Below are 16,989 nucleotides of genomic sequence, written 5' to 3'. Positions count from 1 at the left end.
ATGACAAGAGGCACTCAAGCCCTCCGTACCTCGTTGCTCGCGCTGGCCGCGTGCGCACTCGTCTCCGCCTGCGCGGTCGGGCCCGATTACAAGCGCCCCGATGCCGAAGTGCCGCAGCAATACAAGGAAGCCGGCGACTGGAAAGTCGCCGATCCGAGCGACGCCATTGCCCGCGGCAAGTGGTGGGAGATCTTCAACGACCCGCAACTGAACGCGCTGGAAGAACAAGTGGCCGCCGCCAATCAGAACATCCTGGTGGCCGAGGCGCAGTACCGCCAGGCCCAGGCGCTGGTGCAATCGGCACAGGCTTCGTTCTTCCCGACGCTGGGTGCCAATGCGTCAGCCACGCGCAGCCGTTCAGTGCGCACGTCGGTCAACCCGGATGGCAGCCTGTCGACCGGCAACCCAAGCCTGCTCAATTCGCAGAGCCTGTCGCTCAACGCCAGCTGGGAACTGGACCTGTGGGGCCGCATCCGCCGGACGGTTGAGTCGAACAAGGCGAGCGCGCAAGCCAGCGCAGGCGACTTATCGTCCGCTTTGCTGTCGGCACAGGCGACGCTTGCGCAGAATTATTTTCAATTGCGTGTCACGGATACCCAGAAAGCCGTCTTGCAACGCACGGTGGCGAACTACGAGCGCTTCCTGAAACTCACGCAAAACCAGTACGCCGTGGGCGTGGCGCAGCGTTCCGACGTGCTGACCGCGCAGACGCAACTCAAGCAGTCGCAGGCGCTGCTGCTGGATACCGAAGTCACGCGGGCGCAGCTTGAGCACGCCATTGCGGTGCTGATCGGCAAACCGCCGGCGGAGTTCTCGCTGGCCCCAGCCACTGCTGCGAGCGCCGCCGACCTGCCGGCCCTGCCTGCCATTCCGCTGGAAGTGCCATCAGCAGTGCTGGAGCGCCGTCCCGACATCGCCGCCGCCGAGCGACGCATGGCCGCTGTCAACGCGCAGATCGGCGTGGCCAAGGCCGCGTACTTCCCGACGCTTACGCTGGGTGCCTCGGCCGGCCTGGCGGCCAACACGCTCACGCGCCTGGCAACACTGCCCAGCCGCGTCTGGTCGATCGGCCCAACCCTGGCAGCGACGCTGTTTGATGGCGGCGCGCGTGCAGCCGCCGTCGACAAGGCCGGCGCTGCCTACGATGCGTCCGTCGCAACGTACCGCCAGACCGTGCTGGGGGCCTTCCAGGATGTCGAAGACAACCTGGCCGCGCTGCGCTGGCAAACGCAGGAATTTGGCGTACAGGCCGATGCCGTCAAGGCCGCGCAGGAAGCCGCGCAGCTCAACCTGAACCGCTATCGCGCGGGCACCGTGAGCTTCCTGGAAGTCATCACAGCACAGGCCACGGCCTACAGCGCCGAGCGCACGCTGCTCACGCTGCAGGGCAAGCAGTATTCGGCAGCGGTGCTGCTGGTGAAGGCGCTGGGCGGTGGCTGGCACGGCGAAGTACCGGTGGTCGGCAAGGCAGCGCTGCAGCCGGCATCCACGCCAGCCGCGCAATAACCCTTCTCTTAGTGCCGGTGGCCGCCAACGTTTCGCCACCGGCAATGTCCTCTTGTGCGTAAGGCCGCACGCAGTCGGATAGTTCCCCCTATAATCGATGGAATTTATTTCAGACCGCCCGGATCATCAGGGCCGGCTGATGCAGCACCAGGCGCGCAAATTGCGTTGCCCGATGCCTTGCAAGCCCGCTCGGTGCCATCCAGACCGTCTGTTTGCCTGCCACCACGTCTGCCGCGCGCGTGGTTGCCGACGCAGTTGCCCCGATTCACGCGCGCCGCTCAACTGATTCTGTTCTCTCTGATGATCCGATCCGCGCTTCCCCGTTCCGCCAAGCTGCTGGCCGCCGCCCTGGGCGCCGCCACGCTGTTTGCTGCCCTGCCCGCTCAGGCTGACCCGTCCGTGCGCGCCATCTACGGCAAAGACAACAAGCACGGCATCGAGAAATACGGCGTCGACCTGGATTTCGACTCGGGCTTCCACTGGGGCAACCCGGAAGGCTGGTTCGTGAATCTGGATTGGGAAGTCGCGCTGGGCCAATGGCGCTCGACCAAGGGCACCAACCGCCAAAACATCACCGAATTCGGCGTGACGCCGCTATTCCGCCTTGAAAAGCGCGGCGGTTCGTGGGTACCGTTCATCGAAGCTGGTGTCGGCCCGCGCTTGCTGTCGCACGTCAGCACGTCCAATGAACACTATTTCAGCACGGCCTTCCAGTTCTCCGACATGATTGGCGTGGGCGTGGCCTTTGGCAGCAAGCAGCAATTCCAGATGGGCTACCGCTTCGAACACCTGTCGAACGCGTCGATCAAGCGCCCGAACCCCGGCACCGATCTGAACGAGCTGTACTTGCGGTACACGTTCTAAGACCTGAGCGTTTGCAACGCTTGAAGAAAGACGGCCTGCCTTGCGGCGGGCCGTTTCGTTTTAGCGCGCAGTAATGGACTAGCGGGCGTCGGCTTCGCCGTCGAGATCACGATCGCGCGATCGCATGCCCATCAGCCGCTCGTAGTTGAGCGATGCATGGAAACCCAGGCCGTTGCCACCGGCACGCTTGACTTCATACATCGCAGCGTCGGCATTGCGGATGAGCGTCTGCGCATCACGCCCGTCGGTCGGATACAGCGCCACGCCGGCACTCACGCCCATCGACAGCACATGGCCTTCCACACGGAACGGCGTCTGCAATTGCTCGATCAGGCGCTCCACGGTTTGCGTCACATCGTCGCGCGTGGCGCAATGCGTGAGGACGGCGACAAATTCATCGCCGCCCAGGCGCGCCACCGTGTCGGAGGCGCGCAGCCCGCTACGCAACCGCATCGCCGTGGCCTTCAGGACGAGATCACCCACCGCGTGGCCGTACTCATCGTTGACGGGCTTGAAGCGATCGAGATCAATGAACACGACGGCGACCTGACCGCGCGCGCGACGCGCCGCTTGAATGGCGACGAACAGGCGATCGCGAAGCAAACGTGCGTTGGGCAAGTCCGTCAGCGGATCATGCAACGCAAGGTGGTGCGCCTGGTCCAGCGCCGTGCGCCGCTTTGTCACGTCGAGCAGCGTGCCGCTCACGCGCGTGGCCATGCCGCGGGCATCACGCTCGGTCACGCGCCCGCGCGCAGCCACCCAGATCCATTGGCCATGGCGCGCGCGCATGCGCTGCTCGATTTCAAAGCTGTCGGCATCACCGCGCATATGGCGATAGATGCGCCGCGCGCTCAATGCGGCGTCCTGCGGATGCACCATGGCGAACCACGCATCCGGATCGTTGGACAGATCGGTCGGCTCGTAGCCGAGCATGTCGGCCGTCCGGCGGTTGAACGACACATGCCGCGCACGCGTGGACCAGTCGAACGTACCCAGCCCGGCACCGTCCAGCACATAGGCCAGCCGTTGCTCCGACGCGCGCAGCGATTCCAGCGCCAGGCGCCGCGCGGTCACATCCTGCATCTGCACGACGAGGTGCTGGTTGCCGTGATCGTGCGCCACCGCCACGTCGGTCTGCACCCAGACGGTGGTGCCGTCTTGACGGACCAGGCGCGTTTCCATCGACAGCGCATCGCGCTGGCCGGTGAGCAGCGACTCGATGCCGTGTCGCGTGCGTTCAGTGTGATCGGGGTGGCACAGGTCGAACAGATCGCGCGTGCGCAGCGCCTGTGCTTCGTGACCGGTCAGCGCGCACAGCGCTCGGTTCACGTCGAGGAAGCGACCCTCCGGCGCGCACAGGCCGATTCCTATCGGCGAATGTTCGATCGCAGCCTTGTACAAGTGGTCGTCCTCAAGCATGGCGATGCTGTTTCGCGAATGCGGCAGTCCCGGGGGTGGTTGATGTGGTGGCCATCGCGCCGCCGGGAACCCTATGACGCAATGGTCGCGTCGGGGGCGCGCGGTGGCCGTTGGCGTGATCCCCGTAACCGGTCTCGTGGTCTGCGTGGACCAGTTGGCAGCTGGCACTGACAGACCTTGGTGCGTTGCAAGCGCACGAATCGAGGCGGACTATAGAAGCCGCGAGTTAACGGGGCAATCCCTTCCCGCGAGGGGACATGGACCGCGAGCGCGCTTTGGGTCCCCTCGTGCGCGAGATGACGCGAAGGAAACGCGCCCCGCGTCATTCCCGTCTGCGTTTGTCGACGTCGATTGTCGACTCTTGCCCAGCGTCGCCGGACACTTCACAACTGTACACCGTCCCCCCGCCGCGAAGCAGCTAGCCGTTCGGTTAGGTCGAGTAGACACTGCCAACACGCAACCGTTTGCCACGCCGGCGGGCCGCAATTTCCACATTGTGAATGTCTTAAGGTGAAAACAAGGCCCCAACCTCATCCGGAAGGACGAAACGCGAAAACGGGCGGCTCCGTTACTATTCTTCAATATCGCTTCAGGGGGGCGAATTCAAACACGGCGAGCCGCGGCAACAACGCACGCGGTTGTGGGAGGTCGTATGGAATTGAGCTTTGTCGCCCCCGGCACGCAGACGCATCGGTATGCGCTCAAGCTAGCGGGCCTGCCCGAAGGTACCGAGCCCGGAACGACGCCAGTCGATCCAGCTTGGGTGGACGATGCCCTTACCGCCGCAGTGCGCGTGTTCGACGCGCACCGCGTGCACTTTGCCGACGCCTATTTCGCCTATCGCGCACGTGAAACGGCGCAGCAGCCCACGCGCACGGCCGGCAAGACCCCAACTGCCCGCGTTGCCGGCGATCTCCACGACGATACGCCGCTGCTCGCGGATACGTTTGCGATTGCGCAACTGGCGGCACTTGTCTCGCTGGAGGCGTCCGGCGTGGCCGATGTGATCGACATTCACCTGGTGGTGGAGCGCCTGCGGGACGATGCCCCCGTCCCGCCCGCTGACGGCATTGGCGACGTGACCTTCGCTACGGAAACTGGCGCCGGCGTGCAGAGCCCGGCCAGCCGGCATTAACGCGCACGGCAGCGCCTCAGGGCCCGTTGTGCGTGGGCCGTGCCGGCACGATGGTCGGTTGCGGCTCCGTTGGCGCGCCGACGGCATCGGCGTCACGAAACGTCCAGTACCGGTGCACCAGGAAGTTGAAGATGGCCGTGATGGACGAGGCGAACACCTGCGCAATCAGGTAATACAAACCGATCCCCAGGCCGGCGGCCATGATGGTCGCATTGCACCCCAACGCGAGAAAGGCCACCAGGCCGAAGCGCACCATCGCGCCGATATGCCCACGTGTGCTGTTGAAGACGGCCTGCCGGCTGATGAAGTAATTGAGCGTTGCACCGATCACACTGCCCGCCACCGACGCCCGCCACGGCGAGACCCCCACCTGCACGAGCCCGAACAGCACCACATAGTGCGCCAGCGTTGCGCCGCCGCCGATGACGACATAGCGAGCAAACTGCTCCACCGCCGCCCAGAAATGCCGCCGAGACGTCATGCGCGTGCCCACCCCATCCACTTTGGAACCGACATTGTGCTCGATCATGGCTCCCGGGCTGCAACTCGCGTGCCACCGACCCTGCACAATAAAGTGCGCTTAAAGTTGTGCAACATTTGGCCGTATAGAAACGTGGGGTCCTGCGCGGCTGTTGGCTCCCCATTGCCATGCTCGAACTTCAACCTCTCGACATTCCGCTTGCGATTCCCCTGCCGTGGCCGATGCTTGACGCCGACGGGCAGTTGCTCGTCCCGAAGGGCGACGTCATCCACTCGCCGGAGGAGATCGACCTGCTGTGCACGCTGCACCGCCCGCATCGGCTGGCGGACGGCACGCCCGCGCCTGCACCGGCGTTTGCAAACACGCAGTTCCCGAACACGATGTTCCCGGACATGGGCGACGACCCTGACGGTGAACGCACGATCGCCATGGAACTGCTGGGCCTGCGCCCCGGCGGCATGCTGACCGTGCGCCTGACCGCAGGCGCCGGCCAGACCAAGGGTGCCGCGCGCGTGATGGGCTACAGCCCGCAGCGCCATCTGCTCATCACCATGCCCACCGACAGCGGCCGCACGGTCATGCCGGTCAAGGACGAACTGGTGGAAGTCCACGCTTTCTCGGGCGAGGGCATCGCCAGCTTCGAATGCACGGTGATGGCGGTGTGCCGCATCCCGTTCGAATACGTCGTGTTGTCGCCGCCGCGGCGGATCAAGAACCGCGCGTTGCGCAAATCGCTGCGCGTGCGCGCCAACGTGGTCGGCAAGATGCTGGTGAGCGGCGACCCGCCACGCATGATCCATATCTCCGACATCAGCACCACGGGCGCGTCGTTCCGCTCGGCGCATCGGCTGGAAGTGAGCGGCGCACCGGCGCGTCTGCGCTTCCGGGTGAAAACGCGCGACTACCATTCCGAACTGGTGGCTGCTGCGCTGGTGCGCAGTGAAAAACCGGCCGACCTGCCCAACGTGTATCAATATGGCGTGGAATTCGTCGAGTTGGTCGCCGCCCAAAAGATGCTGCTGCAGTGCTTTATCTATGAACAGTTGCTTTGGGGTGGGCAGCGCATGGTGTAACGTGGAAACAGAACTGATATTCGTATCTTTTTTATCAGAATTAATTACCGTTAAACGTTAAAGGCGTTCGCCTGGTCCACGCGAAAAGATGCTGGGAAACGGCCATCATGGCTGCCTTTAGGCTTATGATGCCGCAGGCTTACCTGTGACAAAGCATTACAATTGACGGCGCCCCGAGCGCACGCATTTCCGTTTTAAAGGTATTTGCAGGACGATCCCCATTTATGAGCCGCGCAAGGTCTGCCGCGCCATCGAGTCTGGATCCCATCTCCGGATTGCCCGACCGCGGGCGATTCGTCCAACTGCTGGCTGCCATGCCTCAGCCCGCACGCCAGGATGCAATCGGCGCCCTGCTGCTGATCGGCTTCGACCATTTTGCCGAGGCGACCAACACGCTCGGGCCCTTGGCAGCACGGGAGGTCATCGCCGAATGTGCATCGCGGCTTGAGGCACTGAGCGTGCCCGCCGCGGATGGCAACGCACCCATCGTCGGGCGCATCGGCCCCGAGACTTTTGCCGTTGCCTGCGCAGACTTCGTCTCGGCACAGGATGTACACGATCTGGCGCGGCGGATTTCTGCGGCACTCACGCGACCTTTCATCACGCATGGTTACGAGCTGGTCTGCTCTTGCAGTATCGGCATGACGCTTTTCGAGGGCATGCCCTCCGATGCGGCACGGCTGATTGAACAGGCCGACCGGGCGCTCTATGGTGTTCAGCACGGTGCCGAACCCAGCCCCGCGCTGTATGCCCCGGCGGCCATGCCCCCAGGCACGGGCACCAACGTCGCCCGCGCCGACGGATACGACGCCATCGCCGAGCACCCGCGCCTGGCCGCCCAACTGCGCCACGCGCTTGCACGCCGCCAGTTCAGCCTGAACCTGCAGCCACAACTGAGCCTGACCGACGGACGGATCGTCGGCTACGAATTCTTGCTGCGCTGGAGCTCACCCGAGCTGGGAGGCGTGGCACCGGCGGAATTTCTGCCGATCCTGGAGCAGACCGGCGACATTCGCGAGGTTGGCCACTGGGTGCTCGACAGCGCCGCCCAGATGCTGGCCGGACTGCTGCGCGAAGAATCCGAGCGCGCAGGACGCAACAGCCGGCATCAGCCGGGCGTGCATGCAGCCGTCAACCTGTCGGTTGCGCAGCTGCTCGATCCGCAATTGAGCGACGTCGTGCGCGACATTGCCGCGCGCCACGCGGTGCCGACCACCCGGCTTGTCTTCGAGATATCGGAACACACGCTGCACCGTGCCAACGGCTCGGCGCAGAAAGCGGTGGAAGCCCTGCACGCGTGCGGCGCGCGCGTGGCGGTGGAAGACTTTGGAGCCACCGCGCACAGCCTCGATTGCCTGGCAACGTTCCGGCCCGATCAGGTCAAGCTCGACCAGGCGATCGTCAACGCAGTGACCAACGCGAGCGATCACGCGGTGCTGCAACGCCTGGTGACTGCCGCGCATGGTGCGGGCGTGCCCGTCATCGCCACGCGCGTGGAAACCGCCGCACAGCTCCATGCCTTGCGGGCCTGCCGGTGCGACGTGATCCAGGGCTATTTGCTCTCGCAACCGTTTCCTGCCCGCTGGATCGACGACACACAAGACGTGATTGCCGAGCGGGCGCGCGATCTGATGCCGTAAAGGAAAACGCCCTCCCGCCTGTCAGGCGGAAGGGCATTGGTGTTGGCGCGTGCTTCTTATGCGTGCTCGACGCGGAAGACCGCCACCGCGCTGCGCAGCGCCTCCGCCTGTTCTTCCAGCGATTCCGCCGCCGCAGCGGCCTGTTCGACCAACGCCGCATTCTGCTGCGTCACCTGATCCATCTGCGTGACGGCCTGGTTGACCTGCTCGATGCCGCTGCTCTGTTCTTCCGACGCAGCGCTGATCTCGCCCATGATGTCGGTCACGCGGCGCACGGCCACCACCACCTCGTCGATCACCGTGCCGGCTTCGGCCACCAGGGTCGACCCGTTCTGCACGCGGCCCACCGAATCGCCGATCAGCTCCTTGATCTCCTTGGCCGCCGTGGCGCTGCGCTGTGCCAGGCTGCGCACTTCACCTGCCACCACGGCAAAGCCACGGCCCTGCTCACCTGCACGGGCAGCTTCCACCGCCGCATTCAGCGCCAGGATGTTCGTCTGAAAGGCGATGCCTTCAATCACGCCAATGATGTCCGCAATCTTGCGGCTGCTTTCGTTGATGCCGGCCATCGTGTCCACCACGCGGCCGACGACTTCTCCGCCTTTGACGGCGATGTCCGACGCGCTGACTGCCAGCGTGCTCGCCTGACGCGCGTTGTCGGCGTTCTGCTTCACGATGCTGGTCAGCTCTTCCATGCTCGACGCCGTTTCTTCCAGCGACGAGGCCTGCTGCTCCGTGCGCTGCGAGAGGTCCGCATTGCCGGCTGCAATCTGCTTGGTGGCGCTGGCGATCGAATCCGAACCGGTGCGCACCTGCCCGATGATCTGCTGCAGGCTCGTCTGCATGGACGACACCGCGTGCATGAGGCGAGCGGTCTCATCGCGGCGGCCAGCGGTGGTCTGGCCTTCCATTCGGGTGGCAAGGTCGCCGGAGGCCATACGCTCAAACACCTGAATGGCGCGCTCCAGCGGACGCACCACGGTGCGACCGAGCACGCCGCGCGCCACGATCGACAGCACCAGCGCAGCGGCCAGCAAGCCACCCGAAATCCAGATGCTCATCGCATAGCGCGATTGGGAATGGTCAAAGCGTTGCTGGCCGTACTTGAAGCGCGCCCCGACCAGCGGCCCGAGCGCCGTGTCGTAATCGACGAAGAGCTTCGGCACCAGGTTCGTGTTCAGCTCACGGTACGTGGTGAGGTCGCTGCGTTCCAGTGCGGCGATGGCCGGCTCCAGCGCTGTCTTGACGAACTTGGTGCGTGCAGCGTCGGCGGCTTGCAGCTGGGCGCGGTCGGCCTCCGGAATGGGCAGCTTCATGAACTGGGCCCAGGCATCGTTGGCCGAGTTGACCATGGTGTGCGCATCGGCCAGCAGCTTCTTGAGTTCTTCCGGCGACGAGACCGAATCGAAATTGGTCAGGTGGATGCGCGCCCACAGCAGGTTGATGGTGTCTTTGGCCAGCAGGTCCAACCCCTTGGCGTCTTCCAGATACACTGCGCGCAAATCGTCATTGGTCGCCCGGCCGGTGGTGATGCCCGCGAAGCCCACCACGGCAATCATCACTGCAAATACCGCGACCAGAAACGTCAGCCGCGTGCGAATGCTTGTGTCCATCCACTTCCACATGTGTTTTTCTCCTGCATGGTTGGGCCGTGCGGCGCCGAGATCCCGTCCCTGCGCCCCTCTTCAGGCACCCTGTTCACTCCCAAAGGTGCTAACGGCAGCGGACGGCAGAAGTAGAGGGCTGCGCCCCGAATGTCCGGGATGCGCCGCAAGTGATATGCAAGAAGGCAAAAAAGATGCGGCCGACGCACCCCCGGTGCGCGGGGTCGCACTAAAATGCGGATTGCGCCACCGCTGGGGTGGCAATCACGCGAACATCGTGCGGGATACCGCACGGCTCACAAGGGGATCGAGATGAAGAAACTGATCGCACTGCTGGCCCTGGGCTGCGCCGTTCTGGCTGGCTGCAACACGATGGCGGGCATGGGCAAGGACCTCCAGACCGGTGGCCAGAAGCTGGAAAACGCGGCTGACAACACCAAGCAGAAGATGTAATGAAGCGAGGGCCGGGAAAACCCTGGCCTGAGTCAGGAAACGCCGCAACTTCGCGGCGTTTTTCTTTTGGAGCCGCTTACAGCAGTTCTTCCGGAGTCAATGGCGCCAGCATCTGGATCCACGTCCGGCGGCCCAGGCCCACCTCCGGCTCGTGATCGACGACGACCTCCTTGCCGTTCTCGTGCGTGGTCCAGCGCAAGTGGCCATCATCCTTGGTCACCCGGTAGGCACTGTCGCGCACCGAGTCGTCAAACAGCCGGGCTACCGCCTCCGACAGCACCGGACTGCGGATGATCAACCCGGTTTCCGTGTTCAGTCCGATAGAGCGCGGGTCGATGTTCATCGAGCCGACAAACAGCGTGCTGCGGTCCACCACGATCGATTTCACATGCAGGCTCGCCTGCGACGAACGAAAAGTGCCGATCATCTTCGGGCGATCGCCCAGGGTCGGGCGCAGCTCGTACAGTTCAACACCGTCGTCGACCAGCTCGCCACGATATTTCGCATAGCCCACATGCACGATGGGTGCGTCGGTCGCCGCCAGCGAGTTGGTCAGCACACGCAGGCGCACGCCGCGATCCTGCATGCGCTTGGCCACCTCGACGCCGCGCTTGCCGGGCACGAAGTACGGCGAGATCAGCACCACCTCGCGCTCGGCCTCGTCAATCAGACGCAGGAGCGTCTGGGCAAGGCGCTCGCCACCAGGTTCCACGTCATCACCCGACACCTTGGCCGGACGATCGACGATCACCTGCGCGGGCGCCCACTCCAGGCGCAGGCGGCCACGGGCGATCTGGTCGGCCAGGAACCAGTCGCGCGGGGCAGGCTTGAGCGGCAGGCGCTGCTCCGGCGCCGGGCTGGCGAGATCGGTCTGGTCGGATGCCGGCTTGGCAGAACCGGACCCCATGTCGACCGGCCGGGTCGGCACGTCGATCTGCTGCGGCGGCCCTTCCGGCCGATGCGGCATCGTCACCGGCGGCGGATAGTTGCCGTCCTTCGGCTCGGGTGGATGCGCCGTGCTCGGCTCGGGCGCCAGCGCCTGCACCGGATAGGCGAATTCGCTGTTCCAGTACGCATCGAATGCCGACGATAACTGGCGCACCGCCGGCCCCGCGGCCAGCACGTCGAGATCCACAAAGTTGGTGGTCTGATTTTGCGTGAAATATTCGGCGCCCAGATTGCGCCCGCCTGTCACGGCCAGCGCGTTGTCGGCAATGAAGGCCTTGTTGTGCATGCGCCGGTTGACGCGGCGGAACTCGGCCGCGCCGCTCAGATACCGTGTCAGATTCGACATCCGCCCGCCCGGAAACGGGTTGAACAGGCGTACATCGATGTTCTTGTGCGACGAGAACTTGAGGAACGCGAGATCACGCCCGTCGCTATGCAGGTCGTCAACCAGCATGCGCACACGCACGCCGCGCTCGGCAGCCGCCAACACATGACGCATCAACTCGCGCACGCTGTTGTCGCTTTCAATGATGAAGTACTGCAAGTCCAGCGTGCGTTCTGCCCGGTCGGCCAGTGTGAGCAATGTGGCATAGGCTTCTTCGCCCGACGGAATCAGCCGGAAGCCCGACACATCCGCCGACGGCGCATTTGACTGCGCAAGCCGCCCAAGCGACGTGGCCGACTCGGCGTTCGGCAGCGCCGTCGTGACAGGGCGATCCACGTGCTCCGGCAGGCTGACGCAGCCGCTCAGCAGCGCGATGGCCAAGCAGGTGAACCAGGCGCGCAGAGACGCGGTCGGGTGGTTCCTCGGGTGCCCTTGCATGTTCGATGTCGTGTTGGGTACGGCAAGTCGAGAGGACGTCCACTTCACACCAGCATGCGGCGTGCCTGGACACACTGCACGGTTAGACTACGCGAGATATCAGCCGAGGCAGTATCCGTGTTTGTCCGACGCCACCTGGAGCGTGTCAAAATGGCCCACGGTGCGCCCTCTTCCCGCTGCGTTCGATGCTGACCAACACCACCGCATTTGCCGCCTTTCTCTTTCTTGTGCACTCCGTGGGCGTGCTCGCGGCCATGCATGCCGTGCTGACCGTGCGTACGTCCCAGGGCGCCATCGCCTGGGCCATCTCACTGGTTACGCTGCCTGAGTTCACGCTGATCCCCTATCTGATCTTCGGGCGCAGCACCTTTGCCGGTTATGTGGACGCGCGCCGCTTTCACAACGCCCGCCTGCGAGAAATCACCCTGTCCGACGACTGGCGCCGCCTGCGCGACCATGAATCGAGCGTGGTCGCGCCGCAGCACACCTGCATGCAGGCTTTGCCGCGCCTGACCGGCACACCGTGCCTGGCACGCAACCGCGTACGGTTGCTCGTCAACGGCGCGGAAACCTTCGAGGCCATCTTTGCGGCCATTGCGCAGGCGCGCCGGGTGCTGATCGTGCAGTTCTTCATCGTGCACGACGACACGCTTGGCCGCCGACTCGCCGAACTGCTGCTCGATCGCGCGCGGGCCGGGGTGCGCGTCTACTTTCTTTTCGACAGCATCGGCTGCCACGCGCTGCCTCGCCGCTATGTGCAGCGGCTCATTGAAGGCGGCGTACACGCCAAGCCGTTCTCCACCCATGCCGGGTTCGTCAACCGCTTCCAACTCAATTTCCGCAACCACCGCAAGCTCGTGGTGGTGGACGGCGAGCGCGCTTACGTGGGCGGCCACAACGTCGGCAACGAATACATGGGCGAAAAGCCGCCGCTTGCACCGTGGCGCGACACGCATATCGAGATCGTCGGTGCCGCCGTGATGGACCTGCAGCTCACCTTTGCCGAAGACTGGTACTGGGCTGCCCGCGAAGTGCCGCAGCTGATCGTGCCCGAACTGCGGCCGGAAGAAGACATGGTCTGCCAGGTGGTCGCCAGCGGCCCAGCCGACAAGCAGGAAACCTGCTCGCTGTTCTTCATGGAGGCCATTCAGTCGGCGCGCAAGCGGCTGTGGATCACGTCGCCGTACTTCATTCCGGACGAAGCGGTGTTTGCCGCGCTGCGCCTGGCCGTGCTGCGCGGGGTGGACGTGCGCATCCTGATCCCGTCGCGGCCGGACCATCACATGGTGTTCCTGGCGTCCACGTTGTATGCGTATCAGGCGATCCGCGCGGGCGTGAAGATCTACCGCTACCTGCCCGGCTTCCTGCACCAGAAGGTCGTGCTGATCGACGACGAGGCCGCCGCCGTGGGCAGTGCCAACCTCGACAACCGTTCGTTCCGCCTGAACTTCGAACTGATGATCATGACCGCCGACTCGCGCTTCGCCAACGACGTCGCGCAGATGCTCGAAGTCGATTTTGCCGAAGCCGCCCGCGTTGGCCGTGACGAATACGAACATGCACACCCGCTGCGCCGCGTGATCATGCACGTGGCCAAGCTGTTCGCGCCCATCCTGTAGACACGGTCGCGCTCCGAATTTGCCCGCAAGAAGCGGAGCGCATCCAGAGATCGCCATCCCTACCCTGAAGCGGACCTCTTCAGGAGTGTGCGATGTCCGATCCCCATGACCCTGCTGTCGACCATCTGCCGCCGGGCTTCAACCGGCTGGCGGATTCCAACCTGGCCGCGCAGTCTGCCGAACAGATTGCGCTGGCCGCCATGCCAATGGTGGCGGTGCTCACCCTGCATGCCGACGCCAGCACAGCGAGCTGGCTACAAGTGGCGCTCACGCTGCCGTTCGTGCTGTTTGCCATTCCCATCGGCATGCTGGCGGACCGTTGGCCCAAGCGCGCATTGATGGCCGACGCGGAGGCCATGCGCGCGCTGGCCTTGTTTGTTGTAGCGGGCCTGTTGGCGGCCGGGCGGCTGAACCTGGCTGCGCTGGGCGTGTTGGGCTTCGTTGCGGTGTGCGGCACGGTGGTGTTCAGCGTGGCGGCGCCCGCGCTGGTGCCGTCGCTCGTGCCGGCAGCAATGCTCGCGCGCGCAAACGGCCGCATCGAGTTGGCGCGCACGGTTGCATTTGCCTGCGGGCCGGCCATCGGCGGCGCGTTGATCGGCTGGACAGGCGCGATGGCGGCGTTCGTGCTGGCGGCGGCGTTGTCCACCATGGCTTCGGCAATGTTGGCTGGCGTGACCGCTCAGGAGCCCGTGGCACGGCGTGCGGCGCACCCGCTGCGAGACATTGCCGAAGGCGCGCGCTTCGTGTTTCAGCATCCGCTGCTGCGGCCGGTGTTCATCACGCAGTTTGTCTTCACCATGGCCTTCTTCATGGTGTCGGCCATCTTCGTCCCGTATGCGGCGCAGCGGTTGAACCTCACTGCGCAGGCGATCGGGCTGACGCTCGGCATGTACGGCGCGGGCATGGTGGTCGGCGCGCTGCTGGCCGCGCGGATTCTCGCGCGCTGGCGCTTCGGCCATGTGGTGGCGACGGGCCCCGTGTGCGGACTGGCCGGCGGTGTGCTGCTTGCGGCCACGCTGTGGCAGCCCTGGCCCGCACTGGCACAAGCCGGCTTCTTTCTGCTCGGTTGCGGGCCGATTCTTTGGGTGGTGAGCACAACAACGCTGCGGCAGACGGTGACGCCGCCCGCGCTGCTGGCACGCGTATCCGCAGTCAATGTGATGTCGTATGGCGCTCGGCCGGTCGGCGCGGCAATGGCGGCGTGGCTCGCCGCACACGCCGGTGTGGGGGCGTGCCTGGTGGTGGCGGTGGCGGGCTTTGCCCTGCAGTTGCTGTGCATCGTGCAATCGCCCGCAGTGCGGTTGGTGCGTCAACCGCGCGCGGACGATGCGTCGGCCGGGCTTGAACCTGCCTGAGCCGCATCGGCATCGCGACCACCACGCCGCGCCTTGGGCAGCCAGCGGCGGTGTCGTCAAACCATGCGGCGGATACCGAACCGCTGCGCGCGGCGGCGCCACACGAGCGCGTAGTACAGCCCCTGCATCACGAACATGGCAAGGAAGGCGGCCGGATATGCAGCCCAGATGCCGTCGGTGCCGATATGCCGGCTCAGCACCCAGGCCACCGGCACTTCCACCGCCGCGATGGCGAGGATGGAAATGGCCGTGGGCGCCATCACCGTGCCGCTTGAGCGCATCACGCCCGAGAAGACGCTCGCCATGCCAAAGATGACCGAACTCCACAGCGAGATATGCAGCAGGCTCTGGGCAAGGCTCATCACTTCTGCGCTGGTGGTGAACCAGCCGATGACCGCGCGCGAAAACAGCAACGCCATCAGCACCAGCACACCGGTAATCGCAACGTTGAGCCACAGCCCGGTGCGCGTGATGGCATCGAGCCGCTCCGTATTGCCCGAGCCGATGGCTTGCGCACCGAGGATGGACGCCGTGATCGCAATCGACATGGCGGGAAACTGCACGTAGCTGATGATCTGCGTGCCGGCGCCGTAGGCGGCCGTCGCGTCGGAGCCGAAGCCGTTGACGAATGACAGCAGCGCCAGCTCGGCAATCGAGATGACCACAAGCTGCAAGCCCGTCGGCACACCGATCTTCAGCACGGTCTTGAGCACACCAAAATCGACCCACAAGTGCCGGGCCAGCACGGCATCGGGCGCGAGCGGATGGTTGCGGCGGCGCAGGAAGAATGCGAGCCACACCAGCGCGATCGTGAACGAAATGATGGTCGCCGCGGCGCCGCTTGCCACGCCCAGTTGCGGCAGGCCGAACCAGCCGCGAATGAAGGTCGGCGTCAGCACCAGCCCGATCGACGTCGACAGCGCGAGGGTGCGCAGCGGCGTGCGCGTATCGCCCACGCCGCGCATCATCGCCGTGGCAAGCAGGTAGACGAACAGGCCCGGCATGGCATAGAGCATGACGCTGGCGTAGAGCGTGGCGTCCTGCAGGATATCGGCCGGCGTGCCGAGCCAACCCAGCAGCGCGTTTGCGAACGGGCCTCCCAGCAGCGCCACCGCCAGGCCCACGATGAAACCCACGGAGAGCGTGGTGCCCGCAACGGTCTTGACCGCCTCGGGCTTCTTGGCGCCCCACGCCTGCCCGATCAACACCGCCGCTCCCGACCCCAGCCCGATGATGAAGGCGATGAAGAAGAACAGGATCGGGAAGAACGCTGACACCGCAGCCAGCGCCTTCACGCCCAGCATGTGGCCCACATAGACGTTGTTGAGCGTGCCCGACAACGATTGCAGGATGTTGGCCAGGATCAGCGGGCCGAGGAATGCAATGAATGTTCGCCACAACGGGCGAGCAGCAGGCGCTGTCATGCAGCCTCCTGTTGGGGATTGAAGGCCCGGCTCGCCAGCTCGCGCGCAAAGTCGCGCACGTCGGCAGGCCAGGAATGTGTGAGGGATTCGAACGCGACGGCATCTGCGGCAAACAGGGCGCGCGTGGCCTCTTCAAAGCCCGCGGCATCGCCCGCCATGGCCGACATGAAACGGTACGCCGCCTCCTGCGCAACGCGGCGGCGGTCGGCGCCTTCGGCAGCGCGGCGCGCGTCTTCCACGAGCTTGCGCAGCGTGACCGACGCCCCGCCCGGCTGCGCGGCCAGCCAATCCCAGTGGCGCGGCAGCAAGGTGACCTCGCGGGCAATCACGCCCAGCTTGGGGCGGCCAGGGCCACGCGGGCGACTTTCCGACTCAGCGGGTTGCGTGGCAGACGGCGCGGTTGAATCGAGACGGGCAAGCACGTCTCCTACCGTGCCGCGCAAGTCGAATTCCACCGGCTGTGCGGTGGTGTGGTCGAACACCAGCACCTGCGATTCAGGGTGTGCATCGACGTGGATCTTGACGACCCGGGCGACGTCGCGGACGGGCCCAGCGGCCAAGCGCCGGGTGCCGGCAAATGCCGTGCACGCGTGGATTGCTGCGGCAACCATGAGAAACGCTCCTGCTGAAGTTTCAACAGGAACA

At 65.2% G+C, this 16,989-nt stretch carries 14 protein-coding genes; 8 read left to right on the top strand and 6 right to left on the bottom strand.

The genetic code is table 11. The features are described from left to right. Positions 1–1,506: an efflux transporter outer membrane subunit gene (locus BEK68_RS19630; protein ID WP_012430248.1), complete on the top strand. Its 1,506-nt coding sequence runs from the start codon at positions 1–3 to the stop codon at positions 1,504–1,506. Between the two features lie 300 nt (positions 1,507–1,806). Beyond that, entirely contained in the window at positions 1,807–2,370 is a 564-nt protein-coding gene (locus BEK68_RS19625; protein ID WP_004627504.1) for an acyloxyacyl hydrolase, read from the top strand. A 78-nt stretch (positions 2,371–2,448) separates the two neighbouring features. Here the strand turns inward: BEK68_RS19625 and BEK68_RS19620 are convergent, their stop codons facing one another. Then, positions 2,449–3,789 (bottom strand): sensor domain-containing diguanylate cyclase, encoded by a 1,341-nt coding sequence (locus BEK68_RS19620; RefSeq protein WP_012430247.1) that lies wholly within the window; start codon positions 3,787–3,789, stop codon positions 2,449–2,451. 652 nt (positions 3,790–4,441) lie between these two features. On the opposite strand from BEK68_RS19620, the gene BEK68_RS19615 reads away from it, so the two are divergent. After that, on the top strand, positions 4,442–4,924 hold the full coding sequence (locus BEK68_RS19615; RefSeq protein WP_012430246.1) for a hypothetical protein: 483 nt from the start codon (positions 4,442–4,444) through the stop codon (positions 4,922–4,924). Between the two features lie 16 nt (positions 4,925–4,940). On the opposite strand, the gene BEK68_RS19610 is transcribed toward BEK68_RS19615, so the two are convergent. Beyond that, positions 4,941–5,453, bottom strand: coding sequence for a GtrA family protein (locus BEK68_RS19610; protein ID WP_012430245.1), 513 nt, complete (start codon positions 5,451–5,453; stop codon positions 4,941–4,943). Positions 5,454–5,572: 119 nt separating this feature from the next. Here BEK68_RS19610 and BEK68_RS19605 point away from each other — a divergent pair, with 119 nt between their 5' ends. Next, the gene (locus BEK68_RS19605; protein WP_004627508.1) at positions 5,573–6,478 is read left to right on the top strand and encodes a flagellar brake protein; all 906 of its coding nucleotides are present in this window, start codon (positions 5,573–5,575) and stop codon (positions 6,476–6,478) included. Positions 6,479–6,702: 224 nt separating this feature from the next. Then, positions 6,703–8,118 carry a bifunctional diguanylate cyclase/phosphodiesterase gene (locus BEK68_RS19600; protein WP_012430244.1) on the top strand — a complete coding sequence of 472 codons (1,416 nt, stop codon included), beginning with the start codon at positions 6,703–6,705 and terminating at the stop codon, positions 8,116–8,118. Positions 8,119–8,174: 56 nt separating this feature from the next. Here the strand turns inward: BEK68_RS19600 and BEK68_RS19595 are convergent, their stop codons facing one another. Continuing rightward, positions 8,175–9,743 (bottom strand): methyl-accepting chemotaxis protein, encoded by a 1,569-nt coding sequence (locus tag BEK68_RS19595; RefSeq protein WP_012430243.1) that lies wholly within the window; start codon positions 9,741–9,743, stop codon positions 8,175–8,177. A gap of 291 nt (positions 9,744–10,034) precedes the next feature. Between BEK68_RS19595 and BEK68_RS19590 the strand changes: the two genes are divergently transcribed. Further along, positions 10,035–10,175, top strand: a complete 141-nt coding sequence (locus BEK68_RS19590; RefSeq protein ID WP_004627513.1) for an entericidin A/B family lipoprotein — start codon at positions 10,035–10,037, stop codon at positions 10,173–10,175. Positions 10,176–10,251: 76 nt separating this feature from the next. Here BEK68_RS19590 and BEK68_RS19585 read toward each other — a convergent pair whose 3' ends face one another. Beyond that, the gene (locus BEK68_RS19585; RefSeq protein ID WP_012430242.1) at positions 10,252–11,946 is read right to left on the bottom strand and encodes a phospholipase D family protein; all 1,695 of its coding nucleotides are present in this window, start codon (positions 11,944–11,946) and stop codon (positions 10,252–10,254) included. Between the two features lie 185 nt (positions 11,947–12,131). Here BEK68_RS19585 and cls point away from each other — a divergent pair, with 185 nt between their 5' ends. Continuing rightward, complete coding sequence (gene cls, locus BEK68_RS19580; protein ID WP_012430241.1) at positions 12,132–13,565, top strand: cardiolipin synthase; 1,434 nt, start codon at positions 12,132–12,134, stop codon at positions 13,563–13,565. A gap of 92 nt (positions 13,566–13,657) precedes the next feature. After that, positions 13,658–14,920: an MFS transporter gene (locus tag BEK68_RS19575; RefSeq protein WP_012430240.1), complete on the top strand. Its 1,263-nt coding sequence runs from the start codon at positions 13,658–13,660 to the stop codon at positions 14,918–14,920. Positions 14,921–14,976: 56 nt separating this feature from the next. Here BEK68_RS19575 and BEK68_RS19570 read toward each other — a convergent pair whose 3' ends face one another. Together BEK68_RS19570 and BEK68_RS19565 are read right to left on the bottom strand one after the other, a co-directional pair. Then, positions 14,977–16,344 carry an MATE family efflux transporter gene (locus BEK68_RS19570; protein ID WP_012430239.1) on the bottom strand — a complete coding sequence of 456 codons (1,368 nt, stop codon included), beginning with the start codon at positions 16,342–16,344 and terminating at the stop codon, positions 14,977–14,979. Beyond that, complete coding sequence (locus BEK68_RS19565; protein WP_012430238.1) at positions 16,341–16,955, bottom strand: DUF2239 family protein; 615 nt, start codon at positions 16,953–16,955, stop codon at positions 16,341–16,343. Before BEK68_RS19565 ends, BEK68_RS19570 begins: the two co-directional genes overlap by 4 nt. Between the last annotated feature and the right edge of the window lie 34 nt (positions 16,956–16,989).

Origin of the sequence: Ralstonia pickettii (genome assembly GCF_001699815.1) — a bacterium.
In the GTDB taxonomy this organism is placed as follows: domain Bacteria; phylum Pseudomonadota; class Gammaproteobacteria; order Burkholderiales; family Burkholderiaceae; genus Ralstonia; species Ralstonia thomasii.
This window is presented reverse-complemented; position numbering and strand designations above follow the sequence as displayed.

Bases quoted from the DNA above. Each gene is read 5' to 3' on its own strand.
- BEK68_RS19620 (WP_012430247.1), bottom strand. From the start codon at position 3,789: ATGCTTGAGGACGACCACTTGTACAAGGCTGCGATCGAACATTCGCCG.
- BEK68_RS19625 (WP_004627504.1), top strand. From the start codon at position 1,807: ATGATCCGATCCGCGCTTCCCCGTTCCGCCAAGCTGCTGGCCGCCGCC.
- BEK68_RS19630 (WP_012430248.1), top strand. From the start codon at position 1: ATGACAAGAGGCACTCAAGCCCTCCGTACCTCGTTGCTCGCGCTGGCC.
- BEK68_RS19600 (WP_012430244.1), top strand. From the start codon at position 6,703: ATGAGCCGCGCAAGGTCTGCCGCGCCATCGAGTCTGGATCCCATCTCC.
- BEK68_RS19570 (WP_012430239.1), bottom strand. From the start codon at position 16,344: ATGACAGCGCCTGCTGCTCGCCCGTTGTGGCGAACATTCATTGCATTC.
- BEK68_RS19615 (WP_012430246.1), top strand. From the start codon at position 4,442: ATGGAATTGAGCTTTGTCGCCCCCGGCACGCAGACGCATCGGTATGCG.
- BEK68_RS19610 (WP_012430245.1), bottom strand. From the start codon at position 5,453: ATGATCGAGCACAATGTCGGTTCCAAAGTGGATGGGGTGGGCACGCGC.
- BEK68_RS19575 (WP_012430240.1), top strand. From the start codon at position 13,658: ATGTCCGATCCCCATGACCCTGCTGTCGACCATCTGCCGCCGGGCTTC.
- BEK68_RS19605 (WP_004627508.1), top strand. From the start codon at position 5,573: ATGCTCGAACTTCAACCTCTCGACATTCCGCTTGCGATTCCCCTGCCG.
- cls (WP_012430241.1), top strand. From the start codon at position 12,132: ATGCTGACCAACACCACCGCATTTGCCGCCTTTCTCTTTCTTGTGCAC.
- BEK68_RS19565 (WP_012430238.1), bottom strand. From the start codon at position 16,955: ATGGTTGCCGCAGCAATCCACGCGTGCACGGCATTTGCCGGCACCCGG.
- BEK68_RS19590 (WP_004627513.1), top strand. From the start codon at position 10,035: ATGAAGAAACTGATCGCACTGCTGGCCCTGGGCTGCGCCGTTCTGGCT.
- BEK68_RS19595 (WP_012430243.1), bottom strand. From the start codon at position 9,743: ATGTGGAAGTGGATGGACACAAGCATTCGCACGCGGCTGACGTTTCTG.
- BEK68_RS19585 (WP_012430242.1), bottom strand. From the start codon at position 11,946: ATGCAAGGGCACCCGAGGAACCACCCGACCGCGTCTCTGCGCGCCTGG.